The following is a 16842-nucleotide window of genomic DNA, read 5'->3' on the forward strand; positions in this document are numbered from 1 at the left end:
GCTTTCGAGGTGCCACAGTTTGATGGTCTTGTCGCTGCTTGCAGAAGCCAAAGTCAAGCCATCTGGACTAAAGGCGATGCTCCACACCGAATCGCTGTGCCCGCTGAGGGTAGCGATAGTTTTTTGGCTTTCGAGGTGCCACAGTTTGATGGTCTTGTCGCTGCTTGCAGAAGCCAAAGTCAAGCCATCTGGACTAAAGGCGACGCTCAAGACCGGATTGCTATGCCCGCTGAGGGTAGCGATGGATTTTTGGCTTTCGAGGTGCCACAGTTTGATGGTTTTGTCGCTGCTTGCAGAAGCCAAAGTCAAGCCATCTGGACTAAAGGCGACGCTCCAGATCGAATTGCTATGCGCGCTGAGGGTAGCGATGGATTTTTGGCTTTCGAGGTGCCACAGTTTGATGGTCTTGTCGCTGCTTGCAGAAGCCAAAGTCAAGCCATCGGGACTAAAGGCGACGCTCAAGACCGAATTGCTATGCCCGGTCAGGGTAGTGATCGGTTTTTGGCTTTCGAGGTTCCACAGTTTGATGGTGTTGTCAAAGCTTGCAGAAGCCAAAGTCAAGCCATCGGGACTAAAAGCGACGCTACTGACAGAATTGCTATGCCCGGTGAGGGTAGCGATGGGTTTTTGGCTTTCGAGGTTCCACAGTTTGATGGTGTTGTCGTTACTTGCAGAAGCCAAAGTCAAGCCATCTGGACTAAAGGCGACGCTATAAACTGAACTGCTATGTTCGGTGAGGGTAGAGATGGGTTTTTGGCTTTCAAGGTTCCACAGTTTGATGGTGTTGTCGTTACTTGCAGAAGCCAATGTCTTGCCATCTGGACTGAAGGCGACGCTTCTGACCGGAGTGAGATGCTCGGTGAGGGTAGCGATGGGTTTTTGGCTTTCGAGGTTCCACAATGTGATGGTGTTGTCACTTGCAGAAGCCAAAGTCAAGCCATCTGGACTAAAGGCGACACTATTGACCGGAGCGCGATGCTCGGTGAGGGTAGCGATGGGTTTTTGGCTTTCGAGGTTCCACAGTGTGATGGTGTTGTCACTGCTTGCAGAAGCCAATGTCTTTCCATCTGGACTAAAAGCGACGCTATAAACCGAATTGCTATGCCCGCTCAGGGTAGTGATCGGTTTTTGGCTTTCGAGGTTCCACAGTTTGATGGTGTTATCATCGCTTCCAGAAGCCAATGTCTTTCCATCTGGACTAAAGACGACGCTATAAACCGAATTGCTATGCCCGGTGAGGGTAGCGATGGGTTTTTGGGTTTGCAGATTCCACAGTTTGATGGTGTGGTCACTGCTTGCAGAAGCCAATGTCTTGCCATCTGGACTAAAGGCGACGCTTCTGACAGAATTGCTATGCCCTTCCAAATAATTGCGCTCTTTTACTGCGGACACTGCTTGTTGCAGCGCAGCTATCACTCGTCCTCTAATCTGTTTTCTCGTCTCGGCTGAAGCATCTAGTTGTTTGAATGCTTGCCCTGCATTTAATGCTTCCAACAGTGCTTGGAATGTCTGTCCTGAACGAAATGATTCATTAGAAAAAGCAGTTTCCTGGATGACATTTGCTAAATTCTGGGCTTGAGTGACTTTATACCTGGCCAATTGCTCTGCTTTAATTAGCGTCTGATTCGCTTCAGTCAAAATTTTATTCGCTTGTTTTTGTGCTTCTAACTCTCGTTCAACTTCCTGTTGTTGTAATTCCCGACTAGCAGTTAAAAACTGATAATCCAAATCGCTCAAACTTTTATCGGCTGCCCAAGTTTGAGCATCGTGCAAGGCTTGACCCCGCAACAGTCGCGATTCATCCTGGTAATCAGACTCTATCCAAGCTTTTAAACTTTCGCTGTAAGGGCGGAGTTCCGCTAATTGTTTTTCCACCCAATCTAGGTTAAAAACCGATTGATAAATCAGGTTATAAACTTTAAGTTTGCCAGACTGCTTAACCACCAACCCGGTTAATCGCAGTTCCATTTGTTCGGGACTATCATCAGTCGCTATCTCATTGTGATGCAAAATGTGCTGATATAGTCCCAATAACCGACTTGCCCGTTGTTCGCTGCGTAAAATGCGATCGCGAATCGTCTTTAAATGCTCTGGTTCATCCTGTCCTTCCCAATACTCAATCACCTTTTCTCGAACTAAATTTCCTACCCATTCAGCGGGAGTTTGCCTGAAGGCAGAGTTGGCACTATCGAGCAGCAATTTACAAACTTTTTGCGTTAAAAACGGCTGTCCTCCTGTCCAATATAACACCGCTTCTAACAATGCTTGCGAATTTTCTGCTGTAGTTTCTAACCCAACTGCCAAAGGCTGTGCTTCTGCTAATTGAAACCCTGTTAACTCTATCCCTCGACCAATATTAAAAGGAGTACGTCGCTTGTCTTGAATTAAATCTGAGGGAGTTGCCACCCCTAACATTGTAAATGTTAAGCGACGATAGTCGGGTTTATCGGCTCGATTATTATAGCAATCACGAATCACGGCAAAAAAATCTTCTATCTTAAACTTTAAGCTGATTAAGCTGTCCGATTCATCGACAAAAATTACTATATTTCCTGAGAGATTCTTGAGTAATACTTCTTCAATAAATTTACTAAATCGTTTAACATTCGATAGTAATCTATTCTGCTCCCACCATTCATCTAAATCAAAAACGTCATACAAATTTAATCGGCTGACGATGCTATCGATCACGCCTGCGTACCACTCTTCTGGCGTAATATCTGAGGTGCCAATTTCTGTGATATCAATGCTACTACAGGCGATTCCCTCTGCTTGTAACCGCTGCATTGTCCGTACTCGCAGTGAAGATTTTCCCATTTGTCGGGAATTAAGAACATAGCAAAATTCTCCAGCTTTTAAAGCTTGATAAAGTTCTTCATCCGCCTTTCGAGTGACATAAGTTGGAGCGTTTGCAGGCAGACTCCCTCCAACTTGATATTGATAATCATTCATAAGTCATTGTTAATTTATAGGTGGAAAATCAGAAAGTTAAGGAATCAATTTGTACAGTCGTACAGGTTCAGGAATTCCCTTTAACTGTTGCATACCTAAGTCAATCACATTTAAATCTAAGTGGGTTTTAACAACTTGATAAACTGTTTCAGAAATACAGATTCCTCCTGGCTCTGCTTTCCCTTCTAAACGAGCAGCTAAATTTACACCAGTCCCCCTAATATCATTATTAAAAAAGAAGATTTCCCCCAAGTGAATACCAATCCGGTGTTGGAGGATATGACTCGGAGGTAAGGTTGTAGCAGCTTCGGCGAAACTTCGCTGTATTTCTAGGGCACAGGCGACTGCTTTTACGGCACTTTCGGGAAAGCAAATTAATAAACCATCGCCCATTTCTTTAAGCACTTTGCCTTGATGTTTAGCGCAGATGCCTCGGATGATGTTGAAATCTCGATTCACTAATTCTAGTGTCAGCTTTTGGTTGGCAACTGATAAAGCGGTGGAATTAACAACATCCGAGAACATAATAGCTGCTAACTGACTCTCTGGGGGCAAGCTTGGTTGAGCAGATATATTTGCTGGAGGAGAGGCTAGGCGATGGCTAAAATATTGACGATACAAACCACACAATGGGATGACAGCATTTCCCTGAAATTTGATCAACCCCATGCTTCGCAATTTAAAAGCCTCTCCGGTGTGAATCTCTACAGGTAGTTCGCTGTTAATGACTTCTCTAATTGTTGCTGCTAGTTCTACATCTGTTTCCAAGTTAACTAAATGCCGTCGTAAATGATCGTAGTAAGGGCCTTCTTCAGTAGGAGCGACTTTTAGCAAGCTATCTAAGTTAATTCTCCCCCTGGCAACTTGGTAGAGAGCAACTCGAACTAAATAAGGATGACCGCCCACCATTTCCATCAGGTCACAAATCTCTTGATTTGACCAATTTAATTGGTGTCGATTCACTAAATCTGTTACCTGTCTCTGATTGAGTTCAGGTAACTCTATGGGCAATCCCACGTTAAATGGCGACTGATTAATATTGAGAGGGATATAAACTTCTTGAGAGTGAGAAATGACTAACCTCAGCTTTTTCCAAATTTCCTCATTTTTTCCCCGCTCGTGCCAAGCTCGTAATAATCCAAAGAAGTCGGTGGCTATTTCGGAATGCTGAAAAATCCGATCGACTTCATCTAACCCTAAAACAAGAGGTCGATCGCTGTCAGATAGTAGATAGCGTTGGAAATACTTCGTAGTTTTATTTTTACTGCCGAGAACGCCTTTCCAATATTCTCCTAACCTATCTTCTAAATTTAATTCATTGGTAATCTCACCACAAAACCACTGCAACAACTCATCAAGGTGGGTGAGAAAACTGCCATCAGCCCATTGAAAGTTTAAATAAGCTGTTTGATATCCCTCTTCCTTGGCGTGGTATAAAATTCGCTGCACTAAGGAAGTTTTTCCCATTTGCCGGGGGGCTTTGACTCGGATTAAAGCTCCGGGTTTTACAATAGTTTGGTAGCAGTCCGATTCGATGGGAGGACGATCGATATATAGGGGTGAATCCAAACTCACAGAACCTTCTGGGTTATCTAAATTGAGAAGAGAAACGGGAGGTGCGGCGATCGATCGCACATTTTCCAACGCAGGCGACGACTCCTCAACGATATCGCTAACAGAAGCATCGCGCGATCGCCCTGCTGCATCCAACTCCGAAAAATCAGACTTTTTCTTTAATACCGGCGTAAGTTCTTCGGGAAGATCAGCCATGCTGATGCTAACGCAACCCAACTTATAGGCACGTTCGATCGACTCCCCCGCCGCCAAGGTATCGTAAAAACCCACAGCAAATTCTCGTGCGGCCTTATCTCCCACCGTTTGCTTCATGCCGATCACATAGGGAATGTGACGTGCGATCGCCTCAGCTTGCACTTCTGAATAGCAAGCGTTGAGTATTACGCACTCCACGTACTCCTTAAACGCCTCAAACAAAGCTGCCAAAGCTTTGGTATTTACAAGCTTAATTTGTCCCGCCTCATCTTCCAACGCTAAACCGCTTTCTCCTGCACCATGCCCAGAGAAATGCACAATCTCTGGTTTATAATCTAATATGGCTCGCTGCATTTCTCTTGGTGTCACCGCCCACTGTTGCTCCAGTTGAAACTTGTCGCCCTTTTTAGAGCGTTGCAACCCCTCTGCAATTTCCTTAGCCTCTTTCTGTAAGTCCACAGGGGTGGTATTTTTGGGGTTGGCTGCCAAAAACAGGATAATTTTTTTATGTTCAGAAGGAATACTCATCAATCGAACCTTCACGCTTAGGAGATACAGGAGTCTAACGACACTACCCCTGTGACGGCGACATATTTCTTGCCTTTACGCTATTTAACCACAAACATCTTTATTTTTGTTGTCAGTAAACTGACAGAAACGATTGCCCTGACTCAAGCATAACCAATCGAAAAGGCGATCGCTACTCTCAACTAATCATTTGAGCTCCGTATTCAATAAGTGCGATCGGCTTCCGCTTTTGCAGTCTTATTTTCATAAATATCGAGATTCTTTGCCCCTAGAGAAGCAATTCCTCTTGCTACATCTTATAAATCTTTTTGATAATTAAGCAAGCAACAATCTTCCTTCTTTTTTCTTCCTTATCCCTTCTGCTCTTCCTCTACGTCAAGAGCGGTTTATTAAAAAATTTAGTAATTTTAAAGACAATGCCCGACTAAATAGTCGATCGAACGCCTCACTCTTTGATAACACTTTCGATGGAGATCTAAAATTCACCTAAAGTTTATCCCCCTTTGGCAAAACCCTTCCTAAGATAGAAGTTAGGGGACGATCGGTCTAAAAGCCGATTCAGGGGCAAGTGTCAAGGACTCCATCGAACCCAAATCCAGAGCAGCAAGACAGGGAGGACATCAAAATCATGGTAAACGCGCCGACAGGGGAAACCCGCCTGGGCCCGACCGATCAGGTGCAAGCCTTAGACCGCGATTGCACAACCCTATCTCGTCACGTACTCCAGCAACTTCACAGCTTTTCAGCAGATGCTCAGGATCTCAGTGCCCTGATGAATCGCATCGGACTAGCTGCCAAGCTGATCGCTAGGCGACTCAGCAGAGCCGGGTTAATGGCAGATGCCTTGGGGTTTACAGGGGCTGTGAATGTGCAGGGAGAATCCGTCAAAAAGATGGATATCTATGCTAATGAAGTGTTTATCTCGGTATTCCAGCAAAGCGGACTTGTCTGCCGCTTGGCTTCGGAGGAAATGGAAAAACCCTACTACATTCCCGAAAATTGTCCGATCGGGCGTTACAGTCTGCTCTACGACCCCATAGACGGTTCTTCCAATCTTGACATCAATCTCAATGTCGGCTCGATATTCAGCATCCGCAAGCAAGAGGGAGACGATGCAGATGGCTCTGCTTCCGACTTGCTGCAACACGGACACAAACAAATAGCGGCAGGCTACGTGCTCTACGGCCCGAGTACCATGCTGGTTTATTCGATCGGTCAGGGTGTTCATTCCTTTACCCTCGATCCCAGTTTGGGCGAGTTTATTCTAGCTAACGAAAACATTAAGGTTCCCGATCGCGGCCCGATTTACAGCGTTAATGAAGGCAACTTCTGGCAGTGGGAGGAATCTTTGAGAGATTACATTCGCTACGTACACCGCAGCGAAGGCTACACCGCCCGGTACGGCGGGGCTTTGGTGGGAGATTTCCACCGGATTTTATTCCAGGGAGGCGTGTTTTTGTACCCCGGAACGGTCAAACAACCGGAGGGCAAATTGCGCTTGCTCTACGAATCGGCTCCTTTGGCGTTTTTGATGGAACAAGCCGGCGGGCGCGCCAGTACGGGCATTCAAGACATCTTAGACGTTGTGCCGACCAAACTGCACGAGCGATCGCCTTTGATTGTCGGCAGTAAAGAAAATGTAGCGATGGTCGAGTCTTTTATTCAAGATCGAGCGCGCAATCCTAGAACAGTCCAAGAGTGAAGGAAAAGGGAAGTTCGGCAACGGATTATGTAACGGATGTAACGGATGTAACGGATGTCAAAAAGAAGGAAGTTCGGCAACGAGCAATGTACGGGATGTAACGGATGTCAGGAAGAAGGAAGAGGGTTTTAACTTATAACTTTCGACTCCCAATTACCAATTCCCCATTGCCAATTCCCCATTACCAATTTTCAATTTTCAATTCCCAATTTCCAAGTCCCAATTTACAGCTATCAAATTGTAGGAGTTACAGTAATGACAGCAACATCAACGAATCACCTGTTAGAAATCAAAGAAATTGGCCAAAGTATCTGGATGGACAATTTGACTCGCGATCTGATCCAGTCCGGCGAACTCAAAAAGATGATTGAAAGTAGGGGACTGCGCGGGATTACATCTAATCCGGCTATTTTTGAGAAAGCGATCGCGGGTAATGTGATTTACGACGCGGATATCGAAGCGGGCATCCGGGCGGGTAAATCTGTAATGGAGATTTACGAATCTCTGGTATTTGAAGATATCCGCAACGCTTGCGACATCTTCGCCCCAGTTTACGCAGAGTCGAAGGGTTTGGACGGTTACATCAGTATCGAAGTGCCTCCGACGATCGCCAACGATACAGAAAGCACGATTAGCGAAGCCTTGCGCTATTATCATGCGATCGGCAAACAAAACGTGATGATTAAGATTCCGGGAACCGCTCAAGGTTTGCCCGCAGTCGAGCGAGTCATCAGCGAAGGGATTAACGTTAACGTGACTTTGCTGTTCTCGGTTGACAGCTACGTCGAAACCTTCTGGGCTTACATTCGCGGTTTGGAAGCGCGGGCGGCTAAAGGTTTGGATGTGAGCAATACTGCTTCTGTTGCCAGTTTCTTCTTGAGCCGGATCGACATCAATATCGATGGCAAGATTGACGAGAAACTCAAAAATGTCACAGATATTTCCACAAAAGCTAAACTGGAAGCAGTGAAGGGGAAAATTGCGATCGCCAATGCGAAGGTAGCTTACCAGAAGTATAAAGAGATCGTAGCGAGCGATCGCTGGCAAGCTTTAGCAGCCAAAGGAGCGAAAGTGCAGCGATTGCTGTGGGCTTCCACCAGCACCAAAAACCCCAACTACAGCGATGTCATGTATGTCGATGAACTAATAGGCCCCGACACCGTTAACACTTTGCCTCCGAACACTGTTGAAGCTTGTTTCGACCACTGCGATGTCGCACCCCGGATTGAGAACAACGTTGCAGAAGCTTACACGCTGATCGAAAGTCTCAAAGATCCCGACATCGACATCAACTTGGACAAAGTGATGGCAGACTTGCTCCTCGACGGGATTGAGAAATTCGTCAATCCGTTCCAATCCCTGATAGATTCCTTGCAAGAGAAAGTCCAGAAGTTGTCACCCGTCGCTTAGGGAGATATCTGTATCCTGAAAGGCAGAAGCATTTAGGAGTCGGAATAGATAATTGTTTTGCTTCCTAAATGCTGAGTTTTAAATCCTCTCTAGGAATTTTGAGATTAATGGGTTTCAAAGTTCCTAGAGAGCAAAATCATCTGCCTCCTCTAGCAGTATGAAGAAGCGATTAACTCTCTCACCCAGCAACTAGCAGAAATGACCGCAAACTATCATGGTGTCTTGGCAGGGTTAACAGCACTAGAACAAGGAAAATAAATAATGGTAACGCTACTTGAAAATCCACTGCGGGTTGGTTTGCGAAAAGAACGGGTGCCGGAACCGCAAATTCTGGTGATCTTCGGAGCTTCTGGGGATCTCACCCAGCGCAAACTGGTACCTGCAATTTATCAGATGAAGCGCGATCGGCGCTTGCCACCGGAAACTACCGTGGTGGGAGTAGCCCGCCGCCCTTGGAGTCACGATTACTTCCGAGAGCAAATGCGCGAAGGCATTGAAGAATTTGGCGGCGGCATTGGCAGTGAAGAATTGTGGAAAGATTTCGCTCAAGGTTTGTACTACTGTCCGGGCGACATTGATAACCCCGAAAGCTATGAAAAACTCAAAGCTTTCTTAGCGGAAATCGACGAAGAAAGGAAAACTCGCGGCAATCACATATTTTATCTATCAGTTTCCCCGAACTTTTTCCCAGAAGCAATTAGGCAACTAGGCGCTGCTCAAATGCTAGTTGACCCAGCAAAACACCGCTTGGTAATTGAAAAACCCTTCGGCCGCGATTTGAGTTCGGCAAAAGCTCTCAACCGAGTCGTGCAGCAGGTTTGCCAAGAAAAGCAAGTTTACCGGATCGACCACTATTTGGGTAAAGAAACTGTTCAGAATTTAATGGTGTTCCGGTTTGCTAACGCGATTTTTGAACCGCTGTGGAATCGGCAATTTGTCGATCACGTACAAATTACAGTTGCAGAAACAGTAGGCGTAGAAGACAGGGCGGGTTACTACGAATCCTCTGGGGCGTTGCGGGATATGCTGCAAAACCACTTGATGCAGATTTTCTGTCTGACGGCGATGGAACCGCCGAACTCGCTCGACGCTGACAGCATCCGCACCGAAAAGATGAAAGTTCTGCAAGCAACTCGCTTGGCAGATTTGAATAACTTGGAGTTCTCAGCGATTCGCGGTCAATATTCCGCAGGTTGGATGAAGGGCAAACCCGTGCCGGGATACCACGATGAACCGGGCGTTGCTGCCAATTCGACAACGCCGACTTTTGTGGCGATGAAATTTACGATCGACAACTGGCGCTGGCAGGGAGTGCCTTTTTACCTGCGAACCGGCAAACGGTTGCCGAAAAAAGTCAGCGAAATTGCGATTCAGTTTCGTGAAGTGCCCCTGATGATTTTTCAGTCGGCGGCGCAACAAACTACCCCTAACGTTTTGACCATGCGCGTGCATCCCAACGAGGGGATTTCGCTGAGGTTTGAGGCGAAAATGCCGGGGCCGGATTTGCGGACTCGGACGGTGGATATGGATTTCAGTTACGGTTCTTCCTTTGGGGTGACATCTTCGGATGCTTACGATCGACTGTTAATTGACTGTATGCTGGGCGACCAAACTTTGTTTACCCGTTCTGATGAAGTGGAAGAAGCTTGGCGGGTGGTAACGCCGGCGCTGATGGCTTGGGAATCGTCCAACGAACAGGAGTTGGTTCCTAAATACGAAGCGGGTACTTGGGAACCGGCGGAAGCAGAACTGCTAATTAACAGAGACGGCCGCAAGTGGCGCAGACTTTAAAAGTCAGTCGATTTTAGATTTTAGATTTACTGCACAGATGAATCTGAGAGCTTAAACTAGGGTCTAAAATTTTGGGATCTCCAGGACTACTGAACTAATGACCAATCACTGATGACTAAAAACTGACAAAGGAGAAAAAACCGATGACGATGACACCGATTAAAGCTCCGCCTCTGGTTTCGCTGCAAAATCCTAAAGATGTGTCGCTCGACCAAATAGAGGCCGAATTGAGTCAAATTTGGGAAAGTTACAGAGAATCAGGGTCAAAGGGCGATGTTTCGATCGCTAGTAGGGCAACAACTTTTACTTTTATAGTCTACGAACCCGAAGAAACTCAGCGGTTATTAGCGGATCTGGGCTTTTACGACGGGCCGGTGGACGGTATTACCGGGCCGATGACGGCATCTAGCATCAGGGCGGCTCAAAAAGCTTACGGGCTGCCGAGAACTGGCAAACCTAACGCTGAATTGCTGGCGACTTTGCGGGAAGAAGTGGCTCGCAAAAATTCAAAAGGCGAGGAGATGGGATCGAGTGGTTTGGGTTCCGGGGGCTCGGGCGTGGCTGACGCGATCGTGGCTGCCAATCCCTGCCGGATTATTGCTCTGTGCCCGACGGCGGGGGAAGATACGGGCGTACAGGCTCAAGTGGCTGCTTATTGTCCGGTTCACCAGCGCACCACTGGCAATCTGATCTGCTGCGAGTACATTACGCTCCGGGGTACGGAAGCTGCTTTGGAACGGGTCAGCGGCATCGTGACGGCGCTGACGATCGCCAATTTGCCGACGCTGCTGTGGTGGAAAGCGAATCCTGATGCCGATCGAGGTTTGTTCCAGCGGCTGGCGGCAATTAGCAGTTCTGTGATTGTTGACTCTAGCAGCTTTGCTGAGTGTGAAGCGGAATTGCTGTTGATGCAAAGTCTGATGGAAGACGGAATTCCGATCGCGGATCTCAATTGGCGCCGGCTGGCCGCGTGGCAAGAGTTGGCTGCTGAGGCTTTTGACGCCCCGGAACGCCGCGCTGCGATTCGGGAAATCGATCGGGTGACGATCGATTACGAACAGGACAATTCTACGCAAGCGCTGATGTATTTGGGTTGGCTGGCGAGCCGGCTTCAGTGGCGTCCTGTTGCTTTCAAACAGGAAGAGGGCGATTACCAAATCAAGCGAATTAAATTCGCAGGACCGGACGAACGGTTTGTAGAAGCGGAGTTGGCTGCTATTCCTACTGCTGATACGGGCGATGTCCCGGGCGATTTGATTGCTCTGCGTTTGAGTTCTACGAACGAAAAGGCTGACTGCGGTACGGTTCTGTGTTCGGAAGTGGGCGGCTGTATGCGGATGGAAACGAAGGGCGGCGCTCAAACCGATCGGTTTAACCAGGTGAGTCCTCTGTTCGATCAGGTGACGGAACAGTTGCTGGGCCAGCACTTGCAGAGTTGGGGCCGAGATGTGCTTTACGAAGAAAGTTTGGCAGTGACGGCTCAAATACTGAAGTTAGCTAAGCGGTAAAAAGAAGTTCGGCAACGGATTGTGTAACGGATGTAACGGATGTAAAGGATAGAAGGAAGAAGGAAGAAGGAAGAAGGATTGAGTTAATATTGAGTGGGGCAGGCAATGTCTGCCCTACTTTTTTAGGAGTTATGAATTATAAGTTATGAGTTTAGAATTAATAAAGTTCTTTGACTCAAAACTCTAAATTACTTCCAAAAAGCCACGAAATTACCTCTATGCTTCTCCTTCTTCCTTCGCCGCGGTTCGTTAAATATGTATTGTTTGAGCGGTTCGAGAGCAATACTCATAATTTTATCACCGAGCGGTTTTCAGTATTTTTTGTAAATAATTTAGAACTATGGCTTTATTAATTGCTGGCGAACGCAGCGGTGCGGGAAAGACGACTGTGACGATCGCCCTTTTAGCTTATTTAATCCGCCGCGGCTTGAACATTCAATCTTTTAAGGTGGGCCCCGATTACATTGACCCCATGTTTCATGCTTTTGTTACTGGTCGCCCCTGTCGGAATTTAGACCCGGTATTAACGTCTGAATCTTATGTAAAAAAGTGTTTTTCTCGTCATATTCAAGATGTCGATTATGCCTTAGTTGAAGGGGTAATGGGACTATTTGATGGAGTGAGTCGAAAAAATCAGGAATCACGAAGGCACGACACGGATTTTGACACGGATACACGGATTAATTATCGAAAAGAAGAAGGCAATTATGATTTTTCCTTTGCTTCTACGGCTCATGTGGCTTATTTGTTGAATTTGCCAGTATTGTTTGTGATAGATTGCAGCAGGCTCTCTGGTTCTGTGGCTGCGATCGCCCACGGTTTTCGTTCTTTTAACCCTAACCTTAAATTCGCCGGTTTGGTGCTGAATCGGGTGGCGAGCGATCGACATTTGGAACTGCTTCAAGATGCTCTCCAACCGCTCAATTTACCGATTTTGGGCGTTTTGCGTAGGGATGAGGCTGTTACTATTCCCGATCGACATTTGGGTTTGATTCCTGCTGAGGAGTTGCCGAATCTTCATGCTGCGATCGATAAACTGGCTGATTTGGCTGCTGTTAGTTTTGACTGGGAGCAACTTTTGCCTTTGTTGGCTGCAACTCGAAATGGGGGGGGTGAGGGGTCAGAGCAACTTTTGGATAGGCCCAGTCTCCCTTCAGGGATTGAAGCTCAAAAAGATGATGTTGTCAACAGTTTGGGAAAACAATTTGGAGTGAGGATTGCAGTTGCGCGCGATCGGGCTTTTAATTTTTACTATCAGGATAATCTTGATTTCTTGGAAGAGTTGGGTGCGGAGTTGGTATTTTGGAGCCCGCTTGATGACTCGGTTTTTCCTGACAATGTGCAAGGGTTATATTTTGGCGGCGGTTTTCCCGAAGTGTTTGCTCAAAAATTGAGCGGTAATGTTTTAATTCGGGATGCGGTAAGAAGTGCTATTTTTTCGGGAATGCCGACTTATGCGGAGTGCGGCGGTTTGATGTACTTGTGCGATTCTATTGTAGACTTCGATGGCAATTCTTGGCCAGGGGTGGGAGTGTTGGAAACTGCTGCTGCGATGGGAAAGCGTTTGACGCTGGGATACCGAGAAGCTGTGGCGGTGAGGGATAGTTCGGTGTTAACTGCTCTCGATGAGGTTTGGGGACATGAGTTTCATCGATCGCATTTAACTGTGGAACCGAGTAATCCAGTTTATCACAGTTGGAGGTACGGGAAGCGGGGGGAAGTTGAGGCGGTTGCTGAAGGTTGGGGAGTTTGTCAGGTGCACGCTTCTTATTTGCATTTGCATTGGGGTGCTCGGCCTGATATTCCGGCTCGTTTTTTGCAGCAGTGTGCTGATTTTGATTGTAAGGGTGTTTTGGGCGATCGATCTCAAGTAATATCTTTTTAACCAACCGCGAAGACGCTTATGACACGAAGGAAGAGAATGAAGAGGAAGCAGAAAATAGGTAATGTCTGTAGCGCTTTGGCAGTAAATCAATTCAGTTTTTTTGAGAAGTCGAAAAGCCTGTTACTGGCTGCACCCAGGGTATAAATAAATTGGTCTTACTATTTATATTAGAATATTTATGACGGAGAAAGCTAGGGATGTTGGGATTTATGAGCGAATTAATTTTGACTAAGCAGTTGTCCGCACGATGGGTGACACCGGAGAATTTTCGGAGTTACGGTCAAGTTATCTTTGCGGCGGTTGATGGCAAGTCTTTCGATGCTGAGGATGCTCAGTTAAACTTGCAAAATGGCATTCCTAGATTTTACATTATGCGGCTCCAGAAAGAAGGTCGCAAGTTTGGCAAAATTACCCGTCACATTCAATGTACTCAGTGTTTGGGTTCTTTGGAGGGGAAGGATTGGTTGATGGCGGTTGCGCCTCCTGGGGATAGCTATAAACCGAGTTTAGAGGATATGGCTGCTTTTCGGATTCCGGGCAATTGTTTTATTAAGTTAGATGTGGGGACTTGGCACGCTGGGCCGTATATTGATGCGGATTTTGTTGATTTTTACAATTTGGAATTGAGCGATACTAATGTGGTTGACCATTTTACCTTTGATTTTGTGAAAAATCACAATCTGGAGTTTGAGATTGTTTGATATTGCGATTTGTAGTTGCGCTTTTTTCTGGTGATTATTGTTATAGGTTGGTTTTTTGAGTAATATTTTTTAAACGCAGAGGTCGCAGAGGACGAGAAGGAGGGATTCGCAAATGATTGGAGAAGTTTTTTGGTCTTACTAAGCTGAATCGCCACTAGGAAGTATAAAATTTACAAGTGTTAAAATAGGTGCAATTGTCATGCCTGAGCAAAAGTATAGCATTGTTCTGCGCGAATGTCGTTTGTTAGGTGCGATCGACAGTCAAACAGTGGATATCGCCATAGATGGGGACAAAATAGCCACCGTATCGCCGCAGATTCCCGAATTGGGAGAATCCGAAATTGACGTTGGAGGCAAATTAGTCAGCCCCCCGTTTGTGGAGTCGCACATTCATCTCGATTCGGCTTTGACTGCGGGGGAACCGCGATGGAATCAAAGCGGCACTTTGTTCGAGGGAATTCAAATTTGGGGGGAACGTAAGCAAAGTTTAACTCTGGAAGATGTCAAAAAACGGGCTGTTGAAACTTTAAGGCTGCAAGCGTCTCAAGGGATTTTGTTTGTCAGGAGTCACGCTGATGTTAGCGAACCGACGCTGACTGCTTTGCAAGGACTTTTGGAAGTTCGAGAACAAGTCAAAGATTGGATGACTCTGCAAGTTGTGGCTTTTCCCCAAGACGGGATTTACGGAAGTCCAGAAAATGACAAACTTTTAGAGAAATCTCTGGATATGGGTGCGGATGCTGTGGGCGGGATTCCGCATTATGAGTTGACGCGGGAAGATGGGGTGAAGTCGGTTGAGCGAATTTTTGAACTTGCGGAAAAATACAATAGATTAATAGATGTTCACTGCGATGAAATCGATGATGAACAGTCGAGATTTTTGGAAGTTGTAGCAGCTTGTGCGATTAGAAGCGGGGCGGGTTCGCGGGTGACGGCTAGCCACACGACGGCTTTCAGTTCTTATAACAATGCTTATGCTTTTAAGCTGATGGGAAGTTTGGCAAAATCGGGAATTAATTTTATTGCCAATCCTTTAATTAATATCACCCTGCAAGGCCGCGCTGATACTTATCCCAAACGCCGTGGGGTGACGCGAGTTAAGGAGTTGTGGCAGCAGGGATTGAATGTGAGTTTTGGCCACGACTGCGTGCAAGATCCTTGGTATAGTTTAGGTACGGGAAATATGTTGGATGTCGCTCATATGGCGGTTCATGTTTGTCAGATGACAGGAATGGCTGAGATTGTAGCTTGTTTTAATATGGTCACTGTCAACGGTGCTAAAACTTTGAATTTGGGAGATGATAATTATGGGATAGAGGCGGGGAAACCTGCAAATTTGATTGTGTTGGATGCTGATGATTGTTATGATGCAATTAGGAGGCGCGCTGCGGTTCGGTATGTGATTTCGCGCGGTAAGTTGCTGGCGGAAACTTCACCTGCTAAAATTAGTTTTTATGCTATTTGACAAACAATATTTGAAGTTGTTAAATTGTGAATCAAGGTGCTATTCCCGATGAGATTCCCAGAAACTTGCCAGAGCAACTTCTGTTGCAAGATGCTAAGGCTGGTAATTGCATAGTAATTCATTGCGGTACAGATAGATTGTTGGGGGATGCACCGAGACTTATTGCTGTTTATGGCGGGAATTCAGAAGAGTGGGATAAAATGACAAGTATTGAGGCTTTTGAAATTAATGGAGCTTCCGTACAAGTCCATTGGTTTCGGAACAGTCAGACTCTTCAAGATGTGGAGTTTAAGTTCAAGCGACAGTATCCTAAAACAGCACCTAAAAATTTGTAGGTAATCAAGTTATGAAAATTCGTTGTATTGCTAAGACTGGTGCATCTCTTCCTGAAACATATATAGATCCGCCACGGGGTTACACTAGAACAGTTGAGTTATCACTAACTATAGGCAAGGAATATGTTGTTTATGCTATCCGAGAATGGAGAGGGACTATTTGGTACTATATTTGTGATGATCATTACAGCTATTATCCTATCCATAATCCGGCACCGCTGTTTGAAGTGGTTGACAGTAGGGTTTCTAAGTATTGGCGGTTTGAACTTTCGCCCAATGGTTTGTTAATGATAGCGTTTGAGCAGTGGTTTGCTGACCCTTATTTTTATGATAAGCTGACGGATCAGGAAGAGGCGGAGGTTGAGATTTTTGAGAAGGTTAAGGAATTGATGGATGCTGAGGATTTTGCTTTGCCTCTGCTGGATGTTGCAGTTGAGAAGTTGCGGGAAACTGTCAGTGTTTGAGTGGAAAAGTGCGATATTCAATTGATTTTGTTAACCAGCTTGACTCACACACCTCCAAATAGTATAAAATATCAAGTAGCAGAATATTGTGAAATAAAATGGACGAAAAACTTGAAATCAATAGAAGCTATGACACACTAGACGGCGATGATGATGTTTTGTTATTGGGTCAAGCTACTTTTACGGTTCGCCGATTTAAAGAGCTAGCCTCCAGTAAGTTTAACAAGATAATGCTTCAGACTTATGTAGCAGAAACGGTTCTTCTGGGTTTTTGGTGAAAACCGTATAATGAGATACCACTACTTGATTTCTACCCTATGGATATTCATCT

Annotated in this window: 12 protein-coding genes; 10 read left to right on the top strand and 2 right to left on the bottom strand. The window is 45.9% G+C overall.

Going from position 1 to position 16842, the window contains the following annotated elements; translation table 11 throughout:
• Together QUA13_RS08010 and QUA13_RS08015 are read right to left on the bottom strand one after the other, a co-directional pair.
• Positions 1 to 2952 (bottom strand): WD40 domain-containing protein (locus tag QUA13_RS08010; RefSeq protein WP_333197826.1); only part of this gene is annotated, 2952 nt, incomplete at its 3' end.
• Between the two features lie 36 nt (positions 2953 to 2988).
• On the bottom strand, positions 2989 to 5250 hold the full coding sequence (locus QUA13_RS08015; RefSeq protein WP_333197827.1) for an AAA-like domain-containing protein: 2262 nt from the start codon (positions 5248 to 5250) through the stop codon (positions 2989 to 2991).
• Positions 5251 to 5878: 628 nt separating this feature from the next.
• Here QUA13_RS08015 and fbp point away from each other — a divergent pair.
• The 10 genes from fbp to QUA13_RS08065 all read left to right on the top strand — a co-directional run bounded on the left by fbp (position 5879) and on the right by QUA13_RS08065 (position 16789).
• Entirely contained in the window at positions 5879 to 6952 is a 1074-nt protein-coding gene (gene fbp, locus QUA13_RS08020; RefSeq protein WP_172191475.1) for a class 1 fructose-bisphosphatase, read from the top strand.
• 255 nt (positions 6953 to 7207) lie between these two features.
• Positions 7208 to 8362, top strand: coding sequence for a transaldolase (tal, locus tag QUA13_RS08025; RefSeq protein ID WP_333197829.1), 1155 nt, complete (start codon positions 7208 to 7210; stop codon positions 8360 to 8362).
• 261 nt (positions 8363 to 8623) lie between these two features.
• Positions 8624 to 10153 (top strand): glucose-6-phosphate dehydrogenase, encoded by a 1530-nt coding sequence (zwf, locus tag QUA13_RS08030; protein WP_333197830.1) that lies wholly within the window; start codon positions 8624 to 8626, stop codon positions 10151 to 10153.
• A gap of 143 nt (positions 10154 to 10296) precedes the next feature.
• Positions 10297 to 11661: a glucose-6-phosphate dehydrogenase assembly protein OpcA gene (opcA, locus tag QUA13_RS08035; protein WP_172191454.1), complete on the top strand. Its 1365-nt coding sequence runs from the start codon at positions 10297 to 10299 to the stop codon at positions 11659 to 11661.
• Positions 11662 to 12001: 340 nt separating this feature from the next.
• Entirely contained in the window at positions 12002 to 13546 is a 1545-nt protein-coding gene (locus tag QUA13_RS08040; RefSeq protein WP_333197831.1) for a cobyrinate a,c-diamide synthase, read from the top strand.
• Between the two features lie 209 nt (positions 13547 to 13755).
• Positions 13756 to 14247 (top strand): ureidoglycolate lyase, encoded by a 492-nt coding sequence (locus QUA13_RS08045; RefSeq protein WP_333197833.1) that lies wholly within the window; start codon positions 13756 to 13758, stop codon positions 14245 to 14247.
• Between the two features lie 199 nt (positions 14248 to 14446).
• Positions 14447 to 15712, top strand: a complete 1266-nt coding sequence (codA, locus tag QUA13_RS08050; RefSeq protein WP_333197835.1) for a cytosine deaminase — start codon at positions 14447 to 14449, stop codon at positions 15710 to 15712.
• Positions 15713 to 15738: 26 nt separating this feature from the next.
• Positions 15739 to 16047 carry a hypothetical protein gene (locus tag QUA13_RS08055; RefSeq protein ID WP_333197836.1) on the top strand — a complete coding sequence of 103 codons (309 nt, stop codon included), beginning with the start codon at positions 15739 to 15741 and terminating at the stop codon, positions 16045 to 16047.
• A gap of 11 nt (positions 16048 to 16058) precedes the next feature.
• The gene (locus QUA13_RS08060; RefSeq protein ID WP_333197838.1) at positions 16059 to 16511 is read left to right on the top strand and encodes a hypothetical protein; all 453 of its coding nucleotides are present in this window, start codon (positions 16059 to 16061) and stop codon (positions 16509 to 16511) included.
• A 98-nt stretch (positions 16512 to 16609) separates the two neighbouring features.
• Positions 16610 to 16789: a hypothetical protein gene (locus QUA13_RS08065; protein WP_333197839.1), complete on the top strand. Its 180-nt coding sequence runs from the start codon at positions 16610 to 16612 to the stop codon at positions 16787 to 16789.
• Positions 16790 to 16842 lie beyond the last annotated feature (53 nt).

The sequence above is a fragment of the Microcoleus sp. S28C3 genome (assembly GCF_036700785.1).
Lineage (GTDB): Bacteria > Cyanobacteriota > Cyanobacteriia > Cyanobacteriales > Microcoleaceae > Microcoleus > Microcoleus asticus.

What these genes read in the sequence shown, in the direction of transcription:
- QUA13_RS08015 (WP_333197827.1), bottom strand. Translation starts at nt 5,250, where the DNA reads ATGAGTATTCCTTCTGAACATAAAAAAATTATCCTGTTTTTGGCAGCC.
- fbp (WP_172191475.1), top strand. Translation starts at nt 5,879, where the DNA reads ATGGTAAACGCGCCGACAGGGGAAACCCGCCTGGGCCCGACCGATCAG.
- tal (WP_333197829.1), top strand. Translation starts at nt 7,208, where the DNA reads ATGACAGCAACATCAACGAATCACCTGTTAGAAATCAAAGAAATTGGC.
- zwf (WP_333197830.1), top strand. Translation starts at nt 8,624, where the DNA reads ATGGTAACGCTACTTGAAAATCCACTGCGGGTTGGTTTGCGAAAAGAA.
- opcA (WP_172191454.1), top strand. Translation starts at nt 10,297, where the DNA reads ATGACGATGACACCGATTAAAGCTCCGCCTCTGGTTTCGCTGCAAAAT.
- QUA13_RS08040 (WP_333197831.1), top strand. Translation starts at nt 12,002, where the DNA reads ATGGCTTTATTAATTGCTGGCGAACGCAGCGGTGCGGGAAAGACGACT.
- QUA13_RS08045 (WP_333197833.1), top strand. Translation starts at nt 13,756, where the DNA reads ATGAGCGAATTAATTTTGACTAAGCAGTTGTCCGCACGATGGGTGACA.
- codA (WP_333197835.1), top strand. Translation starts at nt 14,447, where the DNA reads ATGCCTGAGCAAAAGTATAGCATTGTTCTGCGCGAATGTCGTTTGTTA.
- QUA13_RS08060 (WP_333197838.1), top strand. Translation starts at nt 16,059, where the DNA reads ATGAAAATTCGTTGTATTGCTAAGACTGGTGCATCTCTTCCTGAAACA.
- QUA13_RS08065 (WP_333197839.1), top strand. Translation starts at nt 16,610, where the DNA reads ATGGACGAAAAACTTGAAATCAATAGAAGCTATGACACACTAGACGGC.